The sequence below is a fragment of the Halomonas terrestris genome (assembly GCF_049166755.1).
Taxonomy (GTDB): Bacteria; Pseudomonadota; Gammaproteobacteria; order Pseudomonadales; family Halomonadaceae; genus Halomonas.
This window is the reverse complement of the sequence record NZ_JBMHFZ010000001.1, coordinates 291,577-315,514: the sequence shown is the minus strand read 5'-3', so window position 1 is coordinate 315,514 and position 23,938 is coordinate 291,577. Positions and strand designations below refer to the sequence as shown.

21 protein-coding genes are annotated in these 23,938 nt (G+C 69.7%); 1 reads left to right on the top strand and 20 read right to left on the bottom strand.

Annotated features, from left to right (window positions below):
• Positions 1 to 20: 20 nt before the first annotated feature.
• The 20 genes from cheZ to ACOMD9_RS01400 form a co-directional block, all read right to left on the bottom strand.
• Positions 21 to 710 (bottom strand): protein phosphatase CheZ, encoded by a 690-nt coding sequence (gene cheZ / locus ACOMD9_RS01495; protein ID WP_421411776.1) that lies wholly within the window; start codon positions 708 to 710, stop codon positions 21 to 23.
• A gap of 40 nt (positions 711 to 750) precedes the next feature.
• Entirely contained in the window at positions 751 to 1,140 is a 390-nt protein-coding gene (cheY, locus tag ACOMD9_RS01490) for a chemotaxis response regulator CheY (RefSeq protein ID WP_421411775.1), read from the bottom strand.
• A 76-nt stretch (positions 1,141 to 1,216) separates the two neighbouring features.
• Positions 1,217 to 2,920 carry a methyl-accepting chemotaxis protein gene (locus ACOMD9_RS01485; protein ID WP_421411774.1) on the bottom strand — a complete coding sequence of 568 codons (1,704 nt, stop codon included), beginning with the start codon at positions 2,918 to 2,920 and terminating at the stop codon, positions 1,217 to 1,219.
• A gap of 60 nt (positions 2,921 to 2,980) precedes the next feature.
• Positions 2,981 to 4,042 (bottom strand): protein-glutamate methylesterase/protein-glutamine glutaminase, encoded by a 1,062-nt coding sequence (locus ACOMD9_RS01480; RefSeq protein WP_421411773.1) that lies wholly within the window; start codon positions 4,040 to 4,042, stop codon positions 2,981 to 2,983.
• Positions 4,043 to 4,140: 98 nt separating this feature from the next.
• Complete coding sequence (locus ACOMD9_RS01475; RefSeq protein ID WP_421411936.1) at positions 4,141 to 4,950, bottom strand: CheR family methyltransferase; 810 nt, start codon at positions 4,948 to 4,950, stop codon at positions 4,141 to 4,143.
• A 56-nt stretch (positions 4,951 to 5,006) separates the two neighbouring features.
• Positions 5,007 to 7,187, bottom strand: a complete 2,181-nt coding sequence (locus ACOMD9_RS01470) for a methyl-accepting chemotaxis protein (RefSeq protein WP_421411772.1) — start codon at positions 7,185 to 7,187, stop codon at positions 5,007 to 5,009.
• A gap of 78 nt (positions 7,188 to 7,265) precedes the next feature.
• On the bottom strand, positions 7,266 to 8,594 hold the full coding sequence (locus ACOMD9_RS01465; RefSeq protein ID WP_421411771.1) for a methyl-accepting chemotaxis protein: 1,329 nt from the start codon (positions 8,592 to 8,594) through the stop codon (positions 7,266 to 7,268).
• A 124-nt stretch (positions 8,595 to 8,718) separates the two neighbouring features.
• On the bottom strand, positions 8,719 to 10,344 hold the full coding sequence (locus tag ACOMD9_RS01460; RefSeq protein WP_421411770.1) for a methyl-accepting chemotaxis protein: 1,626 nt from the start codon (positions 10,342 to 10,344) through the stop codon (positions 8,719 to 8,721).
• A 147-nt stretch (positions 10,345 to 10,491) separates the two neighbouring features.
• The gene (cheW, locus tag ACOMD9_RS01455) at positions 10,492 to 10,989 is read right to left on the bottom strand and encodes a chemotaxis protein CheW (protein WP_421411769.1); all 498 of its coding nucleotides are present in this window, start codon (positions 10,987 to 10,989) and stop codon (positions 10,492 to 10,494) included.
• Positions 10,986 to 13,064, bottom strand: a complete 2,079-nt coding sequence (cheA, locus tag ACOMD9_RS01450; protein ID WP_421411768.1) for a chemotaxis protein CheA — start codon at positions 13,062 to 13,064, stop codon at positions 10,986 to 10,988. Before cheA ends, cheW begins: the two co-directional genes overlap by 4 nt.
• Before the next feature lie 32 nt (positions 13,065 to 13,096).
• Positions 13,097 to 14,056: a flagellar motor protein MotB gene (gene motB, locus ACOMD9_RS01445; protein WP_421411767.1), complete on the bottom strand. Its 960-nt coding sequence runs from the start codon at positions 14,054 to 14,056 to the stop codon at positions 13,097 to 13,099.
• Positions 14,053 to 14,925: a flagellar motor stator protein MotA gene (gene motA, locus ACOMD9_RS01440; RefSeq protein ID WP_421411766.1), complete on the bottom strand. Its 873-nt coding sequence runs from the start codon at positions 14,923 to 14,925 to the stop codon at positions 14,053 to 14,055. Before motA ends, motB begins: the two co-directional genes overlap by 4 nt.
• Positions 14,926 to 15,142: 217 nt before the next feature.
• Complete coding sequence (gene flhC, locus ACOMD9_RS01435) at positions 15,143 to 15,712, bottom strand: flagellar transcriptional regulator FlhC (RefSeq protein ID WP_421411765.1); 570 nt, start codon at positions 15,710 to 15,712, stop codon at positions 15,143 to 15,145.
• Positions 15,713 to 15,715: 3 nt separating this feature from the next.
• Complete coding sequence (gene flhD / locus ACOMD9_RS01430) at positions 15,716 to 16,039, bottom strand: flagellar transcriptional regulator FlhD (RefSeq protein ID WP_421411764.1); 324 nt, start codon at positions 16,037 to 16,039, stop codon at positions 15,716 to 15,718.
• Between the two features lie 324 nt (positions 16,040 to 16,363).
• The gene (locus ACOMD9_RS01425) at positions 16,364 to 16,651 is read right to left on the bottom strand and encodes an EscU/YscU/HrcU family type III secretion system export apparatus switch protein (protein WP_421411763.1); all 288 of its coding nucleotides are present in this window, start codon (positions 16,649 to 16,651) and stop codon (positions 16,364 to 16,366) included.
• On the bottom strand, positions 16,648 to 17,898 hold the full coding sequence (fliK, locus tag ACOMD9_RS01420) for a flagellar hook-length control protein FliK (protein ID WP_421411762.1): 1,251 nt from the start codon (positions 17,896 to 17,898) through the stop codon (positions 16,648 to 16,650). Before fliK ends, ACOMD9_RS01425 begins: the two co-directional genes overlap by 4 nt.
• Positions 17,895 to 18,308: a flagellar protein FliT gene (locus ACOMD9_RS01415; RefSeq protein WP_421411761.1), complete on the bottom strand. Its 414-nt coding sequence runs from the start codon at positions 18,306 to 18,308 to the stop codon at positions 17,895 to 17,897. The genes fliK and ACOMD9_RS01415 overlap by 4 nt, the downstream gene beginning before the upstream one ends.
• A complete protein-coding gene (gene fliS, locus ACOMD9_RS01410; RefSeq protein WP_421411760.1) occupies positions 18,305 to 18,736 on the bottom strand; it encodes a flagellar export chaperone FliS in 432 nt (143 codons plus the stop codon). The genes ACOMD9_RS01415 and fliS overlap by 4 nt, the downstream gene beginning before the upstream one ends.
• Before the next feature lie 67 nt (positions 18,737 to 18,803).
• Positions 18,804 to 20,171, bottom strand: a complete 1,368-nt coding sequence (fliD, locus tag ACOMD9_RS01405; RefSeq protein ID WP_421411759.1) for a flagellar filament capping protein FliD — start codon at positions 20,169 to 20,171, stop codon at positions 18,804 to 18,806.
• Between the two features lie 130 nt (positions 20,172 to 20,301).
• Positions 20,302 to 21,984: an HD domain-containing phosphohydrolase gene (locus ACOMD9_RS01400; protein WP_421411758.1), complete on the bottom strand. Its 1,683-nt coding sequence runs from the start codon at positions 21,982 to 21,984 to the stop codon at positions 20,302 to 20,304.
• A 183-nt stretch (positions 21,985 to 22,167) separates the two neighbouring features.
• On the opposite strand from ACOMD9_RS01400, the gene ACOMD9_RS01395 reads away from it, so the two are divergent.
• The gene (locus ACOMD9_RS01395; protein WP_421411757.1) at positions 22,168 to 23,910 is read left to right on the top strand and encodes a methyl-accepting chemotaxis protein; all 1,743 of its coding nucleotides are present in this window, start codon (positions 22,168 to 22,170) and stop codon (positions 23,908 to 23,910) included.
• Positions 23,911 to 23,938: the final 28 nt, after the last annotated feature.

Sequence of the window (23,938 nt, the reverse complement as noted above, 5' to 3'; positions counted from 1 at the left end):
ACCTCCGCGAGAGGTGTCGGTCAGAACCCCAGCTGGTCGAGCAGGTCGTCGACCTGGTCCTGGCTGCTCACCACGTCGGCGCCCTCGGGCTTGATCTGGGGGCCGTTGAGCAGGCTCTCCTCGCGCTTGCGGGCTTCCGACTGGCGCTGGTCATCGGCACGGCGCTGCATGTCGTTGCGCGCCTCGCCCTCCGGCACGCTGTCGATCAGCACCTGGACCAGCTGGCTCTCGATCTCGCGGATGACATCCATCATCTTCTTGATCACCTGGCCGGTCAGGTCCTGGAAGTCCTGGGCCATCATGATCTCGAGAAGCTCCCTGCTGGTGGCCTGGGTCTTCTCCGGTACCTCGGCGAGATAGGTGCGGGTCTCGGTGACCAGCTCGCGCGCCTCGTCCAGCGCCTTGGGCTCGGCGAACCACTCGGCCCAGCGCCGGTCCAGGGCCTCGGCCCGGCTGCCGAGGTCATCCTGCAGCGGCTGGGCGCGGTCGATGGCATTGAGCGCCCGCTCCGCCGCCTGCTCGGTCATGGTCGCCACATAGCTCAGCCGGTCGCGGGCATCGGGGATGGCCTCGGCGGCCCGCTCGATCTCCTTGTCGAGCCCCAGCTCGCGCATGCTCTCGCGCAGCATCCGCGTCAGGTGCCCGATACGCTGCACCAGGTCGTCGCTGGCCGCCGCCTTGGCGAGATCGGGCTGCTCGTTCGTGCTCATTGTTCGGTCTCCGTCGCTCTGAAAGGTGTGCCGCAAGGGGTCACATGCCCAGTTTCTCGAAGATCTTGTTGAGCTTCTCTTCCAGGGTGGCGGCGGTGAAGGGCTTGACCACATAGCCGCTGGCACCGGCCTGGGCGGCGGCGATGATGTTCTCCTTCTTGGCCTCGGCGGTCACCATCAGCACCGGCAGGTGCTTGAGGGCGTCGTCGGCGCGGATCTGCTTGAGCATCTCCAGGCCATCGAGGTTGGGCATGTTCCAGTCGGAGACCACGAACTCGAAGCCACCGGCCTTGAGCTTGTTGAGGGCGTCCTGGCCATCCTCGGCCTCCTCCACGTTGGTGAAGCCGAGCTCCTTGAGCAGGCTGCGCACGATGCGCCGCATGGTCGGGAAGTCATCCACCACCAGGATGCTCATGTTCTTGTCTGCCATCGGGATTCCTCTATCGATTCATGGCATTCGGGAAAGCCGGCGACCGGGTCGCCGGCCGGTATCACAGGGCGTCGTCTCAGAACTCTTCCCACTCGTCCTCGGTGACCGCCTCGCGGCGCGGCGGGCGACGGCCGGCGGCCGGTGGCGCGGGCGTCGAGGCGGCGGAGGAGGGCAGGGCCACCGGCCGCGACTCCGCCGTCGACGGCGCGGGGGCATGCGTTCCGCCGGCCAGCCGGAACACCGCCACGGCCTGCTCCAGGCGACCCGCCTGCTCCTCGAGGGAGGCCGCGGCGGCCGACGCCTGCTGCACCAGGGCGGCATTCTGCTGGGTCACCTGGTCCATCTGCCCCACGGCCTGGCTGACCTGTTCGATGCCGTCGCTCTGCTCCTGGGAGGCGGCCGAGATCTCGTCCATGATGTCGGTGACCCGGCGCACCGCGGCGACCACCTCCGCCATGGTCTCGCCGGCCTGCTCCACCAGGGTCGAGCCCTCCTGCACCTGGGCGACCGAGCCCTCGATCAGCCCCTTGATCTCCTTGGCGGCGGAAGCCGAACGGCTGGCGAGGTTGCGCACCTCGCCGGCCACCACGGCGAAGCCGCGGCCCTGTTCACCGGCCCGGGCCGCCTCCACCGAGGCATTGAGCGCCAGGATGTTGGTCTGGAAGGCGATGGAGTCGATCACCCCGGTGATGTCGGCGATCTTCTGCGAGCTGCCGGAGATGCCGTGCATGGTCCTGACCACGCGATCCACCACCTCGCCGCCGCGCTCGGCGGTCGAGGAAGCGTCCAGCGCCAGGCCGCTGGCCTGGCGGGCGTTGTCGGCGTTCTGCTTCACCGTGGCGGTGATCTGTTCCATGCTCGCCGCGGTCTCCTCGAGCGAGGCGGCCTGCTGCTCGGTGCGCGACGAGAGGTCGGCGTTGCCGCTGGCGATCTCGCGGCTGCCGACATGGATGGAGCCGCTGCCGTCGCGCACCTCGCCGACGATCCGCGTCAGGCTCTGCTGCATGTCGCGCATGGCGGCGAACAGCTTGCCGATCTCGTTGCGGCCCAGCACCTTGACCTCCCGCGAGAGATCCGCCCTGGCGATGGCCTCGAGGGTCTCCACCGCCGTATCCAGCGGGCGGATGACGATGATGCGCAGCCCGGTGTAGATCAGCACCACCAGCAGGCCGATCAGCGCCAGCACCCCCAGCCCGATCCATTCGAAGCGCTGGGCCTGGTCGCGGAAGTCGTCGACCAGGGCCTCGGCGCTGGAGAAACCGAACCTGACGAATGCCGTCATGCTGTCCGCCATCGACGCGGCGGGCGCCTCGAGAGACTCGCGCAGCCGGTTGAAGCCGGGGGTATCGAGCTGGTCGAGTGTCGCGTGCTGCTGGCGCACCAGCCCGAGGACCGCCTGGAAGTCATCGCCGAGGGGGCCGGCCAGGGCCTCGGCCCGTTCGGACTTGGGTGCCCGGGCGAAGCTGTCGAAGCGCCGCTCGGCACGCCCCATCAGATCCTCGGCCGTCGCGATCCGCTCGTTGGCCTCGCCCATGCGGCCGATCATGATCAGGTTGGAGGCGATCTCGAGATTGACCCGGGCCTGGTTGAGCAGGGCGTCGGCACGGTTGATCTCGTTGAGCTGCTCGGCACTGACCTGGTTCAGGGTGCGCAGGGTCCGGTCGGCATTGCGCTCCGCCATCACCCCCATGGTGGCGATCACCGCGATGAACACCACGAAGGAGGCCAGGACGGCGACCATCGCGGCATGGATGCTGATACTGCGCAGTACTCGTGTCATGCCGGCCTTTCCTCGTCATCGATATCCAGTGACCGCCCCGGGGGGGGCCGTCGAACGCTCCTACACGCGCTGGGCCCGCCCGGAGGCCGCCACCAGCGCCATCAGCCGCGGCGCGATCTCGTCGAGCGACACCACCTCGCTGGCCCCGCCCAGGGCGATGGCCTCCCGCGGCATGCCGAACACCACGCAGCTGGCCTCGTCCTGGGCGATGGTCGGCGCCCCGGCCTGGCGCATCTCGACCAGCCCCGCCGCGCCGTCCTTGCCCATGCCGGTGAGCAGCACGCCGATGGCGTTGCGCCCGGCCTGGCTGGCGGCGGAGTGGAAGAGCACGTCCACCGACGGCCGGTGCCGGTTGACCGGCGGCCCGTCGTCCAGCCGCGCCACGTAGTTGGCGCCACTGCGCGCCAGCTTGAGGTGGGCATCGCCCGGGGCGATATAGGCGTGGCCCGGCAGCACCCGCTCGCCATCCTCGGCCTCCTTGACGCTGATCCGGCACAGCCGGTCGAGCCGCTCGGCGAAGGAGCGGGTGAAGCCCCCGGGCATGTGCTGGGTGATCAGGATCGCCGGGCTGTTGGCCGGCAGCGGCTCCAGCACCCGGCGGATGGCCTCGGTACCGCCGGTGGAGGCCCCGATGATGAGCAGCTTCTCGCTGGAGACCAGCGGCGCCTCGAGCCGCGCCGGCGGCGGGGCATCGCGCCGGGTCGCCTGGCGCGGCCGCGAGCGGGAGGCGGCACGGATCTTCTCGGCGATCTCCTCGGCGTACTCCAGCATGCCGCTGCGGATGCCCAGCGAGGGCTTGGCGACGAAGTCCAGGGCCCCCAGCTCCAGCGCCCTGAGGGTCACCTCGGAGCCGGCCTGGGTCAGCGAGGAGACCATCAGCACGGGCATGGGGCGCAGCCGCATGAGGCGCTCGAGGAAGTCGAGCCCGTCCATGCGCGGCATCTCCACGTCCAGGGTCAGCACGTCGGGATTGTGCCGCTTGATCAGGTCCCGGGCGGCGATGGGATCCGGCGCCACGGCCACCACTTCCATGTCGGGCTGGCTGTTGATGATCTCGCTGAGCAGGTCCCGGATCAGCGCCGAGTCGTCGACGCACAGCACCCTTATCCTGGCTGCACTCAAGGCAGGCCTCCTCTCCCTTCGGCGTGATGGCGCTGGATGGCACCCTCGGTTCTTGTTCCTTCTATCGGCAGCCGGCCGCAGGACTTTAGCCTCCCGCTTCACGCCAGGGTGTAGACCGTCTGCCCCCTCAGCCGGAACGCCTGGCTGATGTAGGAGAAGTTCTCCGAGTGGCCGGCGAACAGCAGCCCATCGGGCTTGAGCAGCGGCGCGAAGCGCTCCAGTATCCGCGCCTGGGTCTCCTTGTCGAAATAGATCATCACGTTGCGGCAGAAGATGGCGTCGAAGGGCCCTTGCAGGGACCAGCGGGGGGCCAGCAGGTTGAGCGCCTCGAGTTCCACCATGGCGCGGATGTCGGGTCGCACCCGCGCCAGTCCCGCCTGGCGCCCCGTGCCCTTCTGGAAGAAGCGCTTGACCCGCGCCTCCTCGAGCTTGTGCACCTGCTCCAGCGGATAGATGCCGGCCCGGGCCCTCTCCAGAGCCTCGGTGTCGATATCGGTGCCGATCACCCGGGCCTGCTGGGCGCTCGGCCCCAGGCACTCGGCGAGGGTCATGGCGATGGAGTAGGGCTCCTCGCCGGTGGAGGCCGCCGCGCTCCAGACCCGGACCGGCCCCGCCCGGCCACGCAGATGCTCCGCCAGCAGCGGGAAGTGGTGCGCCTCGCGGAAGAAGGCCGTGAGGTTGGTGGTCAGGGCATTGGTGAAGGCCTCCCACTCCTTCGCCTCGGGCTGGCGCTCGAGTCGCGCCAGGTAGTCACCGAAGCGGGTCAGGCCGTGGTGGCGCAGGCGCTTGGCGAGACGGCTGTAGACCATCTCGCGCTTGTGCTCGGCGAGCACGATGCCGGCCCGCCGGTAGATCAGCTCGCGAATCCGTGCGAAGTCGGCATCGGTCAGCTCCAGGTCCCGCTCCATGCCCCCGGAGCCGGACCAGCCACCGGCGGTGAAGGCCGGTGATTCCCTGGGCTCGATCAAAACTCCTCCCACTCCTCGACGTCGGCGGCCTGACGGCGCACCGGCTGGCGGGCGTCACCCTCGCCGGAGGACGGCAGGGCCCGCGGCGCCTTGTCCGTCGAGGCATCGCTCGACAGGGCGCGGCGCTCCTGCAGGCTCGGCGCCTGTTCCATGCCGGCGCCCCGCAGGCGGAAGGCCGACACGGCGATCGACAGCAGCTCGGCCTGACGCTCCAGCTCGGCGGCGGCACGGGCACTGGACTGGACCCGAGCGGCGTTCTGCTGGGTGACCTGGTCCATCTCGGCGATGGCCTGGTTGATCTGGCCGATGCCGCCGCTCTGCTCCTCCGAGGCGGCGGTGATCTCGCCCATGATGTCGTTGACCCGGGTGGTCGCCGACACCACCTCCTCGATGGCGCCCTCGGCCTTCTTCACCACCTGGGCGCCGGAGCCGATCTCCCGGGAGGAGCCATCGATGAGCGTGCGGATCTCCTTGGCGGCATCGGCGCTGCGCCCGGCCAGGTTGCGCACCTCGCCGGCCACCACGGCGAAGCCGCGCCCCTGCTCGCCGGCCCGGGCGGCCTCCACCGAGGCATTGAGCGCCAGGATGTTGGTCTGGAAGGCGATGGAGTCGATGACGTCGATGATCTCGGTCATCTTGCGCGAGCTCTCGGTGATGCGCCCCATGGTGGCCACCACCTCGTGCATCAGCTCGCCGGTCTCGCGGACCCGGCTGGCATTCTCGGTGGCCAGGCCGCTGGCCTGGCGGGCGTTGTCGGTGTTCTGCTGCACGGTGGTGGTCATCTCCTCCATGCTCGAGGCGGTCTGCTGCAGCGACGCCGCCTGCTGTTCGGTGCGCGAGGAGAGGTCGTCGTTGCCGACGGCAATGTCGCGGGCCGCCGGCGTCACCACGCGGATCCCGCCATGGACGTCGCCGACGATGCTGCCCAGGCTCTTGCGCATGATGTCCAGGGCACCCAGCAGCCTGCCGACCTCGTCGCGACGACGGGCCGGCACCCGGGCCGCCAGGTTGCCGGCGGCGATCTGCAGGGTGAAGGCCATGGCATCGTGCAGCGGCCGGGTCACCGCCCGCAGCGTCATGACGCCCATCAGGGCCAGCAGCAGCAGGCCCGCGGCCAGCACCGCGAGCTGGGCCACCAGCATCTGCTGCTGGCCGGCCTCGGCCTCGGCCGCCATCACCTCGGCCGCCTGGCGCTTGCGCTCGATCAGGGCATTCACCGAGGCGGTGAGCTCGTTGGATGTCTCCAGCAGCGGCGCCAGGTCATTGTTCAGCGCCATCAGCGCATCGAAGGGTTCGCCGGCGAGCGCCGCCCCCATCGGCAGCAGCCCCTCCTGCATGTAGGCCTCCAGGGCCTCGCCGAAGGCGCGGGACTCCGGCTCGTGATTGACCTCGCGGTCCATGAACTCGGCCCAGGTCGTCTCCAGGCGCGTCACGGCGAGCGCCAGGCCCTCGGCGCGCTCCTCGCGCACGTCCATCACCTCCATGCGCTCCTGGCCCGAGAGGCTCTGGGGCGCCTCGGTCACCAGCTGACCGATCTGCTGGAGGCGCACCACGTCCTCGAGGCCGTCGCGATTGAGCTCCGCCAGGCGCTCGCCGGAGGCCTGGAGGGCGAAGAGCCCCATGCCGCCGCTGGCCATCAGCAGCAGCGCCGCCACGCCGACCATCATGGCGATGCGTGCCCGCATGGTGGAAAGGTTGATGCGCGCCAGGGCCCCGCGCAGCCCGCGCCGACGCAGGCGGCCACGGTCGAGGCGCAGGTGCTTGCCCTGGCCGGCCCGGATGCGGGCATAGGCCTCCTCGGCCCGGTCGATCGCCTCGCGGGCGGCCTTGACCCGCACCGAGGCGTAGCCCACCACCTCGCCCTCCTCGACGATGGGGGTGACGCTGGCGTCGACCCAGTAGTGGTCGCCGTCCTTGCGCCGGTTCTTGACCAGCCCGCGCCAGCTCTCCCCGGCGGCCAGGGTCTCCCAGAGGTTGGCGAAGGCCGCCGGCGGCATGTCCGGATGGCGCACCAGGTTGTGGGGCGCCCCGATCAGCTCATCGTGGCTGAAGCCGCTGACCTCGACGAAGGCCGGGTTGGCGTAGGTGATCCGCCCCTTGAGGTCGGTACGGGAGATCAGGAAGTGATCGTCCTGGAGCTGGTACTCCTGCCGGGTGACCGGTTGATTGTCGCGCATCGTCATTTCCCCTGCTGGCGACTCTCGGCGCCGCTCTTGTCGATGGGTTGTGGTTGGGGTGGCGAGCCAGGCCGCCGCCTACTGGAAGGATTCCCACTCTTCGTCGTGGCCGGGCTGCCGGGCGGGCGTCCCGCTGCCATCGGCCCGTTTCGGCGCCGGCATCAGGGCCGGCATCCAGCGGGCCAGGTCGCTGTCGTCAACGGCCGCGCCGTCCGGCAGGCGGAAGCCGGCCACGGCGCTCCTCAGGCGTTCCGCCTCGGCCTCCACCTGGTTGGCCGTGGCGGCGGCCTGCTGCACCAGCTCGGCGTTCTGCTGGGTCACCTGGTCCATCTGCGCCACCGCCAGGTTGACCTGGTCGATACCGTGGCTCTGCTCCTGGGAGGCGGAGGCGATCTCGTCCATGATGTCGCTCACCTTCTGCACGGCGGCGACGATCTCGTCCATGGTATGGCCGGCCTTGTCGGCCCGTGCGGTGCCGGCGTCGACCCGGGCCACCGAGGCCTCGATCAGGCCGCGAATCTCGCGAGCGGCATCGGCGCTGCGCCCGGCCAGGTTGCGCACCTCGCCGGCCACCACGGCGAAGCCGCGCCCCTGCTCGCCGGCCCGGGCGGCCTCCACCGAGGCGTTCAGCGCCAGGATGTTGGTCTGGAAGGCGATCGAGTCGATCACCTTGATGATCTCGGTGATCTGGTGCGAACTCCGGCTGATCTCGTGCATGGTGGTGACCACCTCGCCCACCACCTCACCGCCGTCGCCCGCGGTGCGAGAGGCCTCCACGGCGAGCTGGCTGGCATGGCGGGCGTTGTCGGCGTTCTGCTTCACCGTGGAAGAGAGCTCCTCCATGCTCGAGGCGGTCTCCTCCAGGGAGGCGGCCTGCTGTTCGGTGCGCGAGGAGAGGTCGTTGTTGCCATGGGCGATCTGCTGCGAGCCGCGATAGATGCCGTCGCTGCTCCCGCGCACCGTGCCCACGGTGCGCGACAGGCTCTGCTGCATCTTCTCCACCGAGGCGTAGAGCCGGCCGATCTCGTTGTCGCCGAGATGCTCGATGGGTACCGACAGGTCGCCGCCGGCCATGGTGTCGAAGTGTGTCACCACCCGCGAGAGCGGCCGGATCACGTTGACGGTGACGCCCCAGACCACCACCGCCGTGGTCAGCACCGCCAACAGCAGCACGGCGACGATGGCCAGGCGCATGGTGCCTGCCGCCTCGGCGAAGGCCTGCTGGCCGAGGGCGCCGGCCTCGCCGGCATGGGCGGCCATCTCGTCCACCGCCTGGCGCCCCTGCTCCAGCACGTAGAGCCCCAGCCCGCTCAGCACCAGGATCAGGACGAAGAAGGTTCCCAGCACCAGGAACCAGCTCAGCCGCACCGTCATGTTGTCGAGGACTCGCTTCACCAATTGCTTCACGCTGTCACCCTGTATCGTTGTGGTCAGGTGTCTGCCGCGGCCGAACCCCGGCCGCCCTTCGAATGCCGGGTGAGGCCGGCTTCTGCCGTCCGGCTCTCACCCCTGGCGCCAGGGGGTGACGCCTTCAGGCCTCGGCCAGTGCCGCCGGCGCCCGCCTGTCCGGCTCGGGTGCCGCCAGGGCAGGCCGGGGCGGGGCGTCGGTCCGGCCGGCATCGACGCGGAAGCGTGCGACGTGCTCGCGCAGCCGCCGCCCCTGGTCGGCCAGGCGCTGGGAGGCGACAGTGTGCTCCTCCACCAGGCCGGCGTTCTGCTGGGTCATGCGATCCATCTGGGACACCGCCTCGTTGACCTGCTCGATGCCATGGCTCTGCTCCCGGGAGGCGGCGGAGATCTCGTCGATCAGGGTGCTGAGCTGGGTGATCTCCTCGGCGATGCCGGCGATGATGCCGCCGGTCTCCTTCACCTGCCGGGTCCCCTCGGCGACCTGCCCGTCCGAGGTCTCGATCAGTCCCTTGATCTCCTGGGCCGCTTCGGCGCTGCGGCTGGCCAGCTTGCGCACCTCCTCCGCGACCACGGCGAAGCCGCGCCCGTGCTCGCCGGCCCGGGCGGCCTCCACCGAGGCATTGAGCGCCAGGATGTTGGTCTGGAAGGCGATGGCATCGATGGTCTCGACGATGGTGGTCATCTGGCCGGCGCTCTCGTTGATCGCCGACATGGAGTCGATCACGCTGGTCATCGCCTGGCGGCCGCGCTCGGCGCTCTGCGCCGTGCTGCCGGCCAGGTCACGGGCCTGTTCGCCGTGCTCGGCGTTCTGCCTCACGGTGGCGGTCAGCTGCTCCATGCTCGAGGCGGTCTCGGCCAGCGACGCGGCCTGCTGCTCGGTACGGGTGGCCAGCTCGTCGTTGCCCGCGCCGAGCTCCTCCACGGCACGGTTGAGCTCGTCGGCGCTGACGTGGATCTCGCCGATGGTCGAGGCCAGCGAGGCACGCATCCGGTCGAGATCGTAGAGCAGGCTCTCCCGGTCGCTGGCGGACAGGCGAACGTCCCGGGTGAGATCGCCGTCGGCGATGTGGCTCACCACCTCGGCGGCATAGCGCGGGTCGCCGCCGAGGCGACGGGAGATGTCGCGGATCGCCAGCCCCATCAGCCCCGTCAGCGGCAGCCCCACCGCCAGCAACGAGAGCAGGTTGCTGGCCAGGGAGGCGAGGAAGGCGGCATCGATGTCGTCGATGTAGACCCCGGTACCCACGACCCAGCCCCAGGGCGCGTAGTAGGCGTGGAAGGAGGACTTCTCGGCCAGGCTGTCCTGCTCCTCGTGGGCCCAGAGGTAGTCGACGAAGCCGTCGTCGTGGTGCACGGACTCGACGAACTCGCGGAACAGGTAGCGCCCCTCCTCGTTCTGGAAGTCGCCCACGGAGGTGCCCACGGGCAGGCGCGGGTGGGCCAGCAGCTCGTAGGCCTCATTGAAGATGTAGATGTAGCCGCGGCCCTCGTCATAGGTCATGTCGCGGACCACGGCCGCCGCCAGGCGCCTGGCCTCGGCCTCGTCGAGCTCGCCATTCGCGACGCGCTCGGCCTGGCCGGCGATGGCGTTCATCGCCATGTCGATGGTGTCGCCTAGCGCGGTCCTGCGCTCCTCGAGCATGGTCTGGCGGTTCTCCCAGGCGCCCCAGCCCACCAGCAGCAGCATGGCCAGCCAGATGATGCCCAGCAGTCCCCAGAGCTTCTTCGTCGTCGACAGTCCCCGCATGGCGTCCTCGGTCGTACTCGTTTGGCGTTGTGGCGGCCCCGGCGCGGCCTGGCGCTCGCCTCGACGGCAGCGACGCGGCCTCGCGCCGGGTTCCTGTTACCGTTATCGGCCTCTCCCGCCGGCGCTTTAGGCCGGGGGAGGCGCCGTTCACTCGCTGACGTGCTCGACCAGCGCCATCTCGTCGCTGGTCAGCAGCTTGTCGATGTCCACCAGCACCAGCATGCGGTCATCGAGGCTGCCCAGTCCGCTCAGGAAGTCGGAGGAGAGCGTGACCCCGAACTCGGGGGCCGGCTTGATCTGCTCCGGGGTCAGGGTCATGACGTCGGAGACGCCATCCACCACGATGCCGACGATGCGCTCGGCCACGTTGACCACGATGACCACGGTCTGGCCGCCGTACTCCACCCGGTCGAGGTGGAACTTGATGCGCAGGTCGACGATCGGCACGATCACGCCGCGCAGGTTGGTCACGCCCTTGATGAAGTCGGGGGCATTGGCGATGCGGGTGACGTTCTCGTAGCCACGGATCTCCTGCACCTTGAGGATATCGACGGCGTACTCCTCGTCGCCCAGGGAGAACACCAGGAACTCCCGGTTCTGGGCTTCGGCGGCCGCCAGGGCGGCCTCTGCGTTGTGGCTGGTCATGGCGTCTCTACCTCCTTGCGGGAAAGCGGGGATTCGTCGGCGAGCGCGTGTTGCGGACGGCGCGCCTCCTTCTTGGCACGGCTCAGTCGATGCAGGCCGGCGATGTCGAGGATCAGGGCCACGCTGCCGTCGCCGAGGATGGTCGCCGCCGACACGCCGGGCACCTTGCGGTAGTTGGTCTCCAGGTTCTTCACCACCACCTGCTGCTGGCCGACCAGGTCGTCCACCAGCAGGGCATAGCGGCGCCCCTCGCCCTGCACGATCACGGCGATGGTCTCGGTGAGCTCGGTCCGGGCGCCCGCCACGTCGAACGCCTCGTGCACCGCCACCACCGGCAGGTACTCGTCGCGCACCTTGAGCACCACGTCGTCGCCGGCCATGGCGTAGAGGTCCTCCCTGGCCGGCTGCAGCGACTCCAGCACCGTCGAGAGCGGCAGGATGAACATCTCCTCGCCGACCTTGATCGACATGCCATCGAGGATCGCCAGGGTCAGCGGCAGGACGATGCGGATCGTCGTCCCCTCGCCGGGGGTCGACATGATCTGCACCTGCCCGCCCATGCCCTGGATGTTGCGCTTGACCACGTCCATGCCGACACCACGCCCGGAGACGTCGGTCACCTCCTTGGCGGTGGAGAAGCCGGGGGCGAAGATCAGCTGCCACACCTCGTCATCGCTCATGGCGTCGGAGACGTTCAGGCCGTTCTCGCGGGCCTTGGCCAGCAGCCTGTCGCGGTCGAGGCCGGCCCCGTCGTCGATGACCTCGATGAGGATGTTGCCGCCCTGGTGCCGGGCCGAGAGCGTGAGCCGGCCGGTGCGCGGCTTGCCCGCGGCCTCGCGCTGCTCCGGCGGCTCGATGCCATGGTCGAGGCTGTTGCGCACCAGGTGGGTGAGGGGGTCGATGATGCGTTCGGTGAGGCTCTTGTCGAGCTCGGTGGACTCGCCCTCGGTGACCAGCTCGATCTCCTTGCCCAGCTTGCTCGAGGTCTCGCGCACCACGCGCGGAAAGCGGCTGAAGACGAAGTCCATGGGGATCATGCGGATCGACATCACCGCTTCCTGCAGGTCCCGGGCGTTGCGCTGCAGCAGGTTCATGCCGTTGACCAGCGAGCCGTTGGTCACGCCGTCCAGCTCGCTGGCGGTCTGGTCGAGCATCGACTGGGTGATGATCAGCTCGCCCACCAGGTTGATGATCTGGTCGACCTTGTCCACCGAGACGCGGATCGAGGTCGACTCTGTCGCCCCCTTGGCCGCGGGCTTGGGCTTCGGCTTGGCCGGGGGCGCCTTCTTCGGGGCCGGCTCGGCGGCGGCCGGCGGCTCGGCAGGGGCAGCGGCCGCTGCCGGGGGCGCCTCGCCGGTGACGGCCGCCGCCCGCACCTCGATCTGCTCCGGTTCGATGATGAAGCACATCACCGCCTCGATATCGTCGGCGCCGGCGGTGGTCTCGAGCTCCACCTCGTAGCGCGCCGCGTCGCCGGACTGCGTGATCACCTCCCCCAGCTGGCCGAGCTCCTCCACCAGCAGCTGGCGGTTCTCGTCACCCACCCCCAGCAGGGCCACGATCAGGCGGCCGCCATCGGCGGCGCCGCCTGACGCGGGTGACGATTCCTCCGGGTCCGCAGCGGGGGGCGTCACCGCCGCCTCGACGGGTGCCGGTGCCGGGGCGCCTCCGCCCTCGAGATCCTGGCCGATCTCCTCCAGCGCCAGCTGCTGCAGGATCCTGCAGATGCGCTCGAAGGCCTCCTGGTCCGGCTCGCTGCCGTTGCGATAGGCATCCAGCTGGTCGTGAAGCATGTCCTTGGTTTCCAGAAAGGTATCGACGATGTCACGGCGCAGGGGGAGTTCCCCGCGCCGGGTATGGTCGAGCAGGTTCTCGAACAGGTGGGTCGTCTTCTGCAGCACGTCGAAGCCGAAGGTCCCGGCGCCGCCCTTGATCGAATGTGCGGCACGGAAGATCGCGTTGAGCTGTTCGGCGTCCGGGTCCTCGACATCCAGCTCGAGGAGATAGCGCTCCATGTCGGCGAGCAGCTCCTCGGCTTCCTCGAAGAAGGTGTCGTAGAAATCGGTGATATCCATCCGCGTTTTCCACCCTGGGTTGTTGTCGGGCCTCAGCGGCCCTGTTCGCCATCGAGGGCCCGGCGCAGGCTCTCGGTGAACCGTTCCACCGGCGCCGTGTCGATGGGACTGGTATCTCGCCGCCCCAGCGGTGACGGCATGCCGGGGCCATCCAGCAGGCTCGGCGAACGGATCCGCTCGCTCACCTGCGGGAAGAGCACCAGCAGTTCGATGCGTCGATTGATCGGGTCGGCCGGGGCGGTGTCCGGCATCGTGACCCGGTCACCGAGCCCCGAGACCCGCAGCAGCTTGTCCGGCTCCAGCCCCCCGGCCACCAGCTCGCGGCGCGAGGCGTTGGCCCGATCGGTGGAGAGCTCCCAGTTGCTGTAGCCGCGGTAGCCACCGAGAAAGGCCAGGCTGTCGGTGTGGCCGCTGAGGCTCAGGTCATTGGGCAGCTCGTTGAGCAGCGGGGCGATGGTGCGCAGCAGGTCACGCATGTAGGGCGCCACCCGGTCGCTGCCGAGATCGAACATCGGCCGCTGCTCGGTATCCAGCAGCTGGATCCGCAGCCCCTCCTGGGTCAGGTCGAAGCGCAGCTGCGAGCTCAGCTGGCGCAGTTCGGGGTCGGCCTCGATCACCGACTCGATGCGCCGCTGCAGGTCCATGAAGAAGCGCCGCTGCTCGTCGCTGGGGCGGGTCTGGGTGCGCATGTCGATGCGCGCCCGCTCGCCATCGGTGTGCGCCGGGTCCGGCCCTCCCCCGGGAATCGGGCGGGTGCTGCCGGTGACCCGCTCGCCGCCGGTGATGGCGCCCACCAGGGGCGTGCTGAAGTACTCGGCCACGCCCTCGCGCTGTTCCGGCGTCGCCGCGGCGAGGATCCACATCACCAGGAACAGCGCCATCAGCGCTGTCATGAAGTCGGCCAGGGCGATCTTCCAGCTGCCGCCGTGGTGCTGATGGACCACCTTCTTGCGGCGGATGATGATCGGCCGCCTCTCCCCCGCCGTACTCATGCGCTACCCGCACCCGACCTGGCATTGCGCACGTACTCCTCCAGTTCGCTGAAGCCGGGGCGCTCGGCGGTGTGCAGGGCCTTGCGACCGAACTCCACCGCCAGCTGCGGGGCATAGCCGTGCAGGCTCGCCAGCAGGGTGACGCGGATGCACTGGAGCATCTTCTCCGCCTCCTTGATCTGGCGCTCGACGCGGCTGGCCACCGGATTGATGAACCCGTAGCCCAGCAGGATCCCCAGGAAGGTGCCGACCAGGGCGTGGGCGATCATCACCCCCATCTCGTCGGGCCCGGCATCGGCGGTACTCAGTGCCCGCACCACCCCCATCACCGCCGCCACGATGCCGAAGGCCGGCATGGCGTCGCCGACCTTGGCGATGGCATCGGCGGGGATATGCGCCTCCTGCTCGAAGGCCTCGATCTCGTGGAGCATCAGTTCGTCGATCTCCATGGGATCCATGCTGCCGCTCACCATCAGGCGCAGGTAGTCGGTGAGGAAGTTCATGATCATGGGGTCGGCGAGCACCTGGGGGTGCTCGTTGAACAGCGCGCTCTCCCGGGGATTGTCGATGTCCCGCTCGATGCCCAGCATCCCCTCGCGACGCACCTTCGACAGCAGCTTGAACTGCAGCGCCATGAGTTCCATGTAGAGCGCCTTGTCGTACTTGTTGGAGCGCCGCAGCCGGGGAAAGATACGAAAGGTGGCCTTGATCGCCTTGCCGTTGTTGGCGGCGATGAAGGCCCCGATGCCGGCCCCGCCGATCATCAGGAACTCGGTGGGCTGGTAGAGGGGGCCCAGGCTGCCGCCGGCCAGCACGAAGCCACCGAACACGCAGAGGATGACGACGATATATCCAAGGGGTATCAGCACTACCGGTGTCCTTTGCTCTCAACGATTCTCGGCCCGACTGGCGTCACGCCATCGTCCTCCCGCGGCGCGATGCAGGCGCGACATCACCGGGAGCGTCTTTACCGTTATCGGCAGGGCAAGGGGGGACTTGAGGCAGGCGAGGGGAAAAAATCGACGGCGCGCGGAGGGAGCCGATGGCCGGCACCCCGGGAGGGGCGCCGGGCGACATCGCGGCGCGTCAGGCCTGGCGGCGAGCGGCCTGGCCCTGGCCGCCGCCGGCTGCTGCCTTCTGGCGCTTGCGGGTCTTGCCGGCCCGGGAAGGAGGCTGGCAGATGCCGCACACGTAGTCGTGGTCGGGGCTGTGGGCGTGGGCGACGAAGTGGCCCCCGCAGCGGGTGCACCCGGAGAGCTGGAGCAGGTCGCTCTCGAAGAAGCGCACCAGGGTCCAGGCCCGGGTCAGGCCCAGCACCGCCTCGACACCGTCGATCTGGACCTGCTCACGGTAGAGCCGGAAGGCCCGCACGAAGGCCTCCATGCGATCGCAGCCGTGATCCTCCCGCAGCCGCAGGTAGATGTTGTAGAACAGCGACGAGTGGATGTTGGGCAGCCAGGTGATGAACCAGTCGGTGGAGAACGGCAGCATCCCCTTGGGCGGCGACATGCCACGCACTTCCTTGTAGAGCTTGATCAGCCGGGCACGGCTGATGTCGGTCTCGGTCTCCAGCACCTGCAGCCGCGCGCCGAGCTCGATCAGCTCGATGGCCAGCTGCACCTGCTGCATCTCGGTGACCAGGCTTTTCTGTGACATGGTTCAGGCCCCCACTGCCAGCTCGCCCGAGCGGGAGGCCATCAGCAGGGAGGCGTGGAAACGGGACAGGCCCTGCTCGCGCTGGTTGTGGGTGACCTGGCGCAGCTGCTCGGCACTCTCGTGGCCGAAGTGGCAGAGCAGCTGGTTGGTCCGCGCCAGCTGGGCGAGCTGGCGGGCGCTGAGCGAGAGCAGCAGGTCGGCCATCTCGTCGTCGATCTTGAGACGGAACATCGCCGAGGTGCGGTCGTCGTGCAGCATGCGCTGCGCGAGAAGGAGATAGGCGAGGTTGATTTCCTCGATCTCGTCCAGAAGATGGGTATTGTTCATTGTTCCCTGCACCAAGGTAGGCCTCTGCGTGCGCAGGCGACGCACGAGGGCACTCTTCTTCTTTCCCGCTCCGGCCATGCTCTGGCGTCATGATCATCGGTGCGGACGTCAGTTCCGCTCACCGATTGTGAACATTTATTGCCGCCGTGCAATCCGTTGAAACTCCACCGACGAGGGGCGAAAAGATTGACCGAGATCAAGTAAGAAAAAAAGATGAGAAAAATCATACCGGTGGCGCAGGAGCATCGTTCCTGTGTCTAAAATGACACAAAGTATGCTTTGGTTTTTTTCAAAACCATATCATTTTTTTACAAAAAATAACGGTTAGTTGGCCTCCCCTCCCGCGCCGTCGGCGATCTCGCGCACCCATACCAGCAGCTCGGCGATGACCCGATAGAGATTCGGCGGAATCCGCTCGTCGAGGTCGAGCCGCATCAGCAGCGCCACCAGCTCCGGTGCGTCATGCACATGGATTCCCTGTCGCCCGGCCTCGGCCATGATGCGCTCGGCGAGTTCGCCATAGCCCTTGGCCACCACCCGCGGGGCATCGTCGCCGTCGCGGTAGGCCAGCGCCACGGCGCGCCGGCGCTGATCCCGGGACCTGTCGCTCATGCCTCCTCCCCCGGGCCCGGCAACCCGACCCGTACCCGCACATCCGTCAGGCCGCAGACCTCGAGACGGGGCGTCAGCCTGCCGACACCCCGCTCCAGCTCACGCCGCACGCCGGCCTCGCGGGCACTGAGGTCGAGATCCAGCCGCTCGCCCCGCAACCAGAGATCGACCCCCACCTCCCCCAGGCCGGCCACCTGCAGGGTGATCCCGGAGCGCCAGCCCTGCGACTCCCGCTCCTCCCGGCCCTCCTCCTCGCCGGCCGCCTCCTGCCCCTCACGCTCGCCGGGGGGCAGCTGCATCACCAGCACCATGAAGATACCCGTCCAGACATCGCCCTCCCAGCGCAGCACCGGCATGGCCAGCATCTCCAGCTGGTGGCGCACGATACCCTGCAGGCTCTCGTGCAGCGGCTCCCGCGCCACCCGGACCTGGCGATCCGCGGCCTCGGCCGGCAGCGACTGGCCGGCACCGGGCGCGGCGGGCTCGCGCGACTCGGGGCTCGCGGTGGCCGACCGGGACAGGGCCGTTCCTGCGGGCGACGCGGCAGGGGCAGGGGCAGCGACCCCACCGCCCGCCGCCGGGGGCGTGGAGGCCGGCGGGGCGGCCCCGCGCTCGGCAGCGGGAGGTGCCGCCTCGCCTCCCCGCACCCGCCCCGCGCCCTGGAGGGGGACATTGGCCTGCCAGGGTGCCAGCACCTCCCGGGCAGCGGCCGGTGACACCGGGGTGAAGTGCCGGGTGCGCCACATCTGCGGCTCGCGCTGCAGCTGCTCGCGGGGCAGCTCGCCACGAAACCAGCGTGCCAGGTGCGATTCGTAGAAGAGCCCGCTGTCCCGCACGCTGCCCTGCAGGCGCTCCGCCAGCCGGGCCGGCGAGGCGGGCTCATCGATGGCGATCAGCGGCAGGGGCGGGCGGACCACCGAGGGCGGCGCGGGGAAGCGAACCAGCAGGTCGGCAATGGAGCGTGCCGACGGGCTGAAGTGGATACGGGTCGAGGAGGGCGGGGACTCGCCGCCCGGGCGGGCGGCGGGCGGCGTCTCCGCGCCCTGCCGTGCGCTGCGGACGGTTTCCGTCAGCGGGGAAGCTGGCGCGCGGGCATCGAGCCGGGAGTCGCTGTGCAGGGCCCGGGGCGCCTCGGAGGGCGACACCGGCTTGACCGGTTCGTTGAGCTCCCGCGGCGGCGGGGTATCGACCCGCTTGCCCAGTACCTGGTGCAGCAGGGTATCGATCAGCAGGTTGATCCCGCTCACGACGGCTTCTTGGTGAAGCGCGGCTCGGCATCGATCGTCCGTGAAGCGCCCTGCTGCGGACCATAGGCCCGGGACAGGGCCATCTGCTGCCGGCCGCTGCCGATCAGCCGGCCGAGCTCGTCGCGCCGCTCGACGAGGCGCCGGCGGATCTCCAGGTCCTGCTCGAGGATCCGCTCCAGCAGTTCGGCCTTGCGCTCACCGCGGGGGTCGTCGAGCGGCAGCTCGGTTTCCCGGTGACGGAGGCGCTCGACCTCGACCAGGTAGCGGCTCTCCTGGTCGATGAGCGCCTCCCAGTCGGCGGACCGGGCCGAGTCGAGCATCTCCGAGGAGCGTTCGAGCAGCGCCTCGTAGGCGGCGATCACGGTTTCCTGGGCCGCCGGCCCCCTCGCCGGCGCGTGGTGGTGTCTCATCCTCGCTCCCCGGCGGCCTGACCACCGATCTCGCGCCAGGCGGAAGCCACGTCGTCGAGCAGTCGCTCGGCCTGGGTCAGGCTCTGTTCGTCGTCGTGCAGGTTGGCCGCCAGCAGCAGGCGGGCCACGTAGTCGTACAGCGAGGCCAGCCGCTCGGCGACCTCGCCGCCGCGCTCGGCGTCCAGCGCCGCCATCAGGCCGTTGTTGACGATATCCAGGGCCTTGGAGATCGCCTTGCCCTTCTCCGCGGTATTCCCGGCCTGCATATGGATGCGCGCGGCACGAATCGAGGCCTGGGCCCCGTCGAAGAGCATCACGATCAGCTGGTGGGGGCTGGCCGACATGACCCCGCTCTCGACCCCGACCCGGGCATAGGCACTGGCCCCGGCACCCCGGCCGTAGGCAGCCGCTCCTCGCATGGCACTCATGGTCATCTCGCTCCTCTCGTCTCGCTCGGGCCGGGCATCATCGGCGTTGCCCCCGGCCGGGTGGCGTTCATTTCGTGCGCCCGAGCTGGGCGTTCATCATGTCGAACTGCTCGGTCAGGTAGGAACTGGTCTGGTTCATGCTGGCGATCATGGCATCCAGCTGGCCGAACTGCTGGCGATAGCGCTCGATGGTGCGCTCGATGGAGCGCTCCATGCGCTCGAAGCGCGTGTCCAGGCTGTCCATGCGGCTCTCGAGGCCGCGCTTGGCATTGCCCAGCAGGCCGCGGTCATCGAGCATCTGCCCGAGGCTCTGGTCGAGCTTCCCCGCCAGGCCGCCGGCCTTGTCCTGGCCGGCGAAGAAGTCGGTCAGTGCCTGGCGGTCATTGACGATGACCTCGTCGAGACGCGCCTCGTCGAGCTCGAGGGTGCCGTCGCGCTGCAGGCGGATGCCGATATCGGAGAGCATGCGGAACTCGCCTTCGCCGACCCCGCCGCCGAGCACGCTGCGCAGTCGCGACTCGACGCTGCGCAGCGTGCCGTCGCCGAGCAGCTCGCCGGCGACGCCCGACTCGGCATCGAAGCGGGTCAGCTCGCCCGTGGTGCCCTTGAGGTCGTTGTAGGCCTTGACGAAACCGGTGACCGCCTCGCGCAGCTCCCGGTTGTTGAGCTCCACCGTCACGGTGGACTCGCCGAGCTCGGCGAGGTCCAGGGTCACGCCCTGGATGGCGCCCTCGACCCGATTGGCCTGGCTGGTGATCTCGATCCCGTTGACGGTGAGGCTGGCATCCCGGGCGGCCACCACCTCGCTGAACCCGTCGGCGGCGCCGTCATTGAAGGTCAAGCGCCCATCGCCGCCGTCGAACTGGATCGACTGGATCGCGGCCTCGGTGCCGGTCTCGCCGGTGGAGAGCACCAGGCGGTAGGGGGTGTCGGCATCCCCGTCATTGACGATGGAGGCCGAGATCCCGCCGTCTGCGGCATTGATCCTGTCGCGGATCGCCTCGAGGGTATCGTCCTGGGCCACCTCGATGGCGAGCGGATCGCCGCTGGCCGTGCTGATGGTCAGGGTCCCGGCGTCGAAGCTGGCCCCCTCGGCGAAACCGCCGGTGGCGATGCTCTGGGCCCGCGCCAGCTGGGTCACGTCGACGTCATAGCGTCCCGGCACCGCCTCGGCGGTGGCCGCCGCCTCGACGCTGCTGCCGCTCACGCCGCTCGACACGCTCTGGTAGAGGCTCGCCTCGTTGAGCCTGGCCGCCGCGGACTGGAAGGTCGAGAGGGCGCTGCTGAGCTTGCCATAGGCGGAGATCTTCGCCTGGTGCGATGCCTGCTGCTGCTTGAGCGGCGCGAGCTTGCCGCGCTCGGCATCCCGCAGCTGGTCGAGCAGGCCGTTGAGATCGAGCCCCGAGCCGATGCCCAGTGAGGAGATAGTGGCCATGAGGTGTCCTTTTCAATCCTGAGGAGTGTGACAGGCTCGGCGCCGAACGTTGCGGCGAAAAGCCCGCTCCCGTGGGGTTATTTCCGTCTATCGGCGAAGTCGCCGGCGACTTTAGCGTTCGATGCCCGGCTCAGCAGGAGACCGCCACCTCCTCCACCGCGGCCCCCAGCTTCGCCAGTGCCGCCCCGTGCAGCACCTCGCCGAGCGACTCGCCCGGGGGGACGGCCTCCTCGGCGAGCTGGACCCGGGCCGGCCGGCCGCGTTCGTCCAGCCCCTGCACCCAGCCCAGCTCTCCCCCCTCGAAGCGCACCAGGGAGCCGATCGGCAGCAGGCCGAAGTGCCGGATGTAGCGCTTCACCCAGCGCTGGTCGAACTGTTCGGGGCGACTCAGCAGGTGGCGATAGACCTCCGCCACCCTCCAGGCGGGGCGATCAGGCCGGTCGCGACGCATGGCCTCCACCACATCGACCACCATGGCCAGGCGCGTCAGCTCATGGAGCCGTTCGCCCCGGAGGCCGTCGGGATAGCCGCTGCCGTCGAGGCGCTCGTTGATCCGCTCCACCACGGCCTCCACCACGCTGGAGGCGAGCCAGTGACAGTGCCCGAGCCGCGGCCTGAGCAGCGCCACATGGGTGTGCAGCTCGGCCCGCTGCGCCGTCTCGAGGGCGGGTGCCTCGAGCAGCGCCCGGGGCAGCAGCGCCTTGCCCAGGTCATGCACCATGGCGCTGGCCACCATGGCCTTGCGCGCATCGCGGGGCATGCTGCCGGTCGCCGCCAGGTCGAGCAGGTGCACCGCCACCGCCAGGCCGTGACGCACCAGCATCGGCTCGCGTCGCATGCAGCGGGTGGCGAACAGCAGGCCCTCGCGATCCTCGTCGTGGAGGAGCAGCAGGCGATCGGCATGGCGCGACAGCAGCACCGGGTCGAGGGGGCCCTGCCGCTGCAGCTCGAGGAGCTGGGCATCCAGGTAGCCGGCCACCCTGGCGAGCCGCTTGGCCATGGGCGTGGCGTAGGCCTGGACATTGCGCCGCCCCACCGGGGTCGAGGTGGCGGCCTCGCCCTGGAACAGCGACGAGGCCGGCGACGAGATATCGGTCTCGTTCGACTGTCGCGCCGACTCTCGCTCGATCTCCCGCACGAAGAACCACAGCTGGCGTTCCTGCGCCCCGCTGGGGGCGATGAACCGGAAGCCGGCCCGCACCACCTGGCGCTCGGTATCGACCACGTGGTGGCGCGGGTCCGCCTGGATCACGAAGCGGCTGCCGTTGGGAAAGCAGAACTCGAGCTCCAGCGGCTGGGACGACGCCAGGCGGCTCGCCGTGCCGAGGGGCAGCTCCAGCTGGCACCCCTCCAGCGACAGGTCCTTGAGATCGCCCTGGAACGGCGCCTCCTCCCCGCCATCCCGCACGATGACACCCACCTCCATGCCCAGCCGCAGCCGGGCACGGAAGGAGTCCCGCCGCTGCAGCACCTCGAGGGTCGATGGGTAGGCGCAGGTGCAGTGCAGGCGCTCCCCCGCCTCATGGCACTCGCTCATGGCCAGCGGCGGGGTGCGCAGCATCTTGCCCCGGGCCTGGCCCAGCAGGCGGAAGGGCGCACCGCGCCCGAGCTCGCCGGCGATCTCGCGGATGGCGCTGATGTCGAGCAGCAGGTGCCCGCCCGGCTGCTGTTCCGCCACCAGCACCGGCAGCGGCTTGCCGCCCCCCGACTCGAGCTGCAGGGAGGCCCCGCCCGGCTCGCTCAACGCCTCCAGCAGCGCCTCGATCTCGGTCGGGCTCTCCACCCGTGTGTAGCCATCCTGGGGTCGCGTCATCCCTGCCTCGTGTCTGTCCGGTCGTGCGCATCCCCGCCGAAAGGAATGCCGGTCACTCGCACTATCGACCGGACAGCGGCGAACTTGAGCCATGCCACGGGGAAGCGCCGCAGGGCTCAAGTTCTCGCCGCGGCTGCCGATGATGGAAGGCGTTTCCATTCACTGACCCATGAGGTCCCGACGATGCAAGAGCCCCTGGCCGCCTCCCGATTCTCCCTCAGCCTGCAGGCCCGGATACTGGCACTGGTGCTGGTTCCCCTGCTGCTGACCACCGTTGTCCTGGCGGTTCTCGATACCCACAACCGCATCCAGGACAGCCGCGACACCCTGGCCCAGCAGCGCCAGCTGCTCATCGAGACGCGCCAGGCCGGCGTGCGTGACGTGGTGGAAGCCGCCCGCTCCGCCATCGCCCCGGTGCTGGCCAACGACCGGCTGAGCGACGCGGCGGCCCGGCGCCAGGCCGCCGAGATCCTGCGCGCCATCCGCTTCGAGGGCGAGAACTACATCTTCGCCTACCAGTTCGACGGCACCAACGTGGTGCTGCCCTACGGCCGTGACCGCGAGGGCACCGACCTGAGCGGCCTGCGTGCGCCGGACGGCGCCTACATCATCCGCGACATGATCGGTATCGCCGAGCAGGGCGGCGGCTACTACGAGTACCCCTGGGAGTACCCGGGCACCGACGACGTCGAGCCCAAGTACTCCTACGTGGAGGCCATCCCCGAACTCGACTGGATGCTCGGCGCCGGGGTCTACGTCACCGACATCGACGCCGCCATGGCCGGCGCCGAGGCCCGGGCCGCCGGCGAGCTGCGCCGCTCGATCCTCGCCTCGCTGCTGGTCGGCGCACTGCTCCTCGTCGGCGTGGCCGCCGCCACCACCTGGCTGGTGCGCCGCACCATCCGCCCCATCCGGCGCACCGCCGAGGCCATGCGCGACATCGCCCGCGGCCAGGGCGACCTGACGCGCCGCCTGGCGGTGGAGAGACGCGACGAGGTCGGGGAACTGGCGCAGCAGTTCAATGCCTTCGTCTCGCGCATGCAGGAGACCCTGCGCGAGGTGCGCAGCAGCACCCACAGCGTCCACCGGGCCGCCGAGGAGATCGCCCAGGGCAGCGACGAGCTCGCCACGCGCACCGAACAGGCCGCCGCCAACCTCCAGGAGACCTCGGCCTCCATGGAGGAGATCACCGCCACCGTGAACCACAGCACCGAGTCTGCCGAGCAGGCCAACCAGCTGGTGCAAGCCACCGCCTCGGTGGCCCGGGAGGGCGAATCCGCCATGCAGGGAGTCGAGCGCACCATGACCGACATCGACACCTCCGCCGGGCGCATCAGCGAGATCATCACCCTGATCGACGGCATCGCCTTCCAGACCAACATCCTGGCGCTGAACGCCTCGGTGGAGGCGGCCCGGGCCGGCGAGCACGGCCGCGGCTTCGCCGTGGTCGCCCAGGAGGTACGCACCCTGGCCAGCCGCTCCGGCGATGCCGCCCGGGAGATCCGCGAGCTGATCGACGCCTCCGTCGCCCACACCCGTGAGGGCAGCGAGATCGTCCAGCGCGCCGGGGCCACCATGCAGGAGATCGTCACCAGCGTCGCCCGCGTCACCGACGTGATCGCCGAGATCAGCGCCGGCGCCCGGGAACAGAACAGCGGCATCGGCCAGATCAACACGGCCGTGGCGGAGATGGACACCATGACCCAGCAGAATGCCGCCATGGTCCAGCAGTCCTCCACCGCCGCCAGCGACATGCGCCGCCATGCCGAGCGCCTCAACGGCCTGATCGGCACCTTCGTGCTCGGCGAGGAGGCCGAGGCGGATGCACCGACCCGGCTGCCGGCCCCGGCACCGAGCCGCGAACGGCAGCCGGTGGCCACCCGGCGCCGGGACGCCGCGGCCGTGGAGGAGTGGGAAGCCTTCTGACGGCGATCGGCGGGCGACCCCATCGGGC

What these genes read in the sequence shown, in the direction of transcription:
- cheZ (WP_421411776.1), bottom strand. Translation starts at nt 710, where the DNA reads ATGAGCACGAACGAGCAGCCCGATCTCGCCAAGGCGGCGGCCAGCGAC.
- cheY (WP_421411775.1), bottom strand. Translation starts at nt 1,140, where the DNA reads ATGGCAGACAAGAACATGAGCATCCTGGTGGTGGATGACTTCCCGACC.
- ACOMD9_RS01485 (WP_421411774.1), bottom strand. Translation starts at nt 2,920, where the DNA reads ATGACACGAGTACTGCGCAGTATCAGCATCCATGCCGCGATGGTCGCC.
- ACOMD9_RS01475 (WP_421411936.1), bottom strand. Translation starts at nt 4,950, where the DNA reads ATGGAGCGGGACCTGGAGCTGACCGATGCCGACTTCGCACGGATTCGC.
- ACOMD9_RS01470 (WP_421411772.1), bottom strand. Translation starts at nt 7,187, where the DNA reads ATGCGCGACAATCAACCGGTCACCCGGCAGGAGTACCAGCTCCAGGAC.
- ACOMD9_RS01460 (WP_421411770.1), bottom strand. Translation starts at nt 10,344, where the DNA reads ATGCGGGGACTGTCGACGACGAAGAAGCTCTGGGGACTGCTGGGCATC.
- cheW (WP_421411769.1), bottom strand. Translation starts at nt 10,989, where the DNA reads ATGACCAGCCACAACGCAGAGGCCGCCCTGGCGGCCGCCGAAGCCCAG.
- cheA (WP_421411768.1), bottom strand. Translation starts at nt 13,064, where the DNA reads ATGGATATCACCGATTTCTACGACACCTTCTTCGAGGAAGCCGAGGAG.
- motB (WP_421411767.1), bottom strand. Translation starts at nt 14,056, where the DNA reads ATGAGTACGGCGGGGGAGAGGCGGCCGATCATCATCCGCCGCAAGAAG.
- flhC (WP_421411765.1), bottom strand. Translation starts at nt 15,712, where the DNA reads ATGTCACAGAAAAGCCTGGTCACCGAGATGCAGCAGGTGCAGCTGGCC.
- flhD (WP_421411764.1), bottom strand. Translation starts at nt 16,039, where the DNA reads ATGAACAATACCCATCTTCTGGACGAGATCGAGGAAATCAACCTCGCC.
- ACOMD9_RS01425 (WP_421411763.1), bottom strand. Translation starts at nt 16,651, where the DNA reads ATGAGCGACAGGTCCCGGGATCAGCGCCGGCGCGCCGTGGCGCTGGCC.
- ACOMD9_RS01415 (WP_421411761.1), bottom strand. Translation starts at nt 18,308, where the DNA reads ATGAGACACCACCACGCGCCGGCGAGGGGGCCGGCGGCCCAGGAAACC.
- fliS (WP_421411760.1), bottom strand. Translation starts at nt 18,736, where the DNA reads ATGAGTGCCATGCGAGGAGCGGCTGCCTACGGCCGGGGTGCCGGGGCC.
- fliD (WP_421411759.1), bottom strand. Translation starts at nt 20,171, where the DNA reads ATGGCCACTATCTCCTCACTGGGCATCGGCTCGGGGCTCGATCTCAAC.
- ACOMD9_RS01400 (WP_421411758.1), bottom strand. Translation starts at nt 21,984, where the DNA reads ATGACGCGACCCCAGGATGGCTACACACGGGTGGAGAGCCCGACCGAG.
- ACOMD9_RS01395 (WP_421411757.1), top strand. Translation starts at nt 22,168, where the DNA reads ATGCAAGAGCCCCTGGCCGCCTCCCGATTCTCCCTCAGCCTGCAGGCC.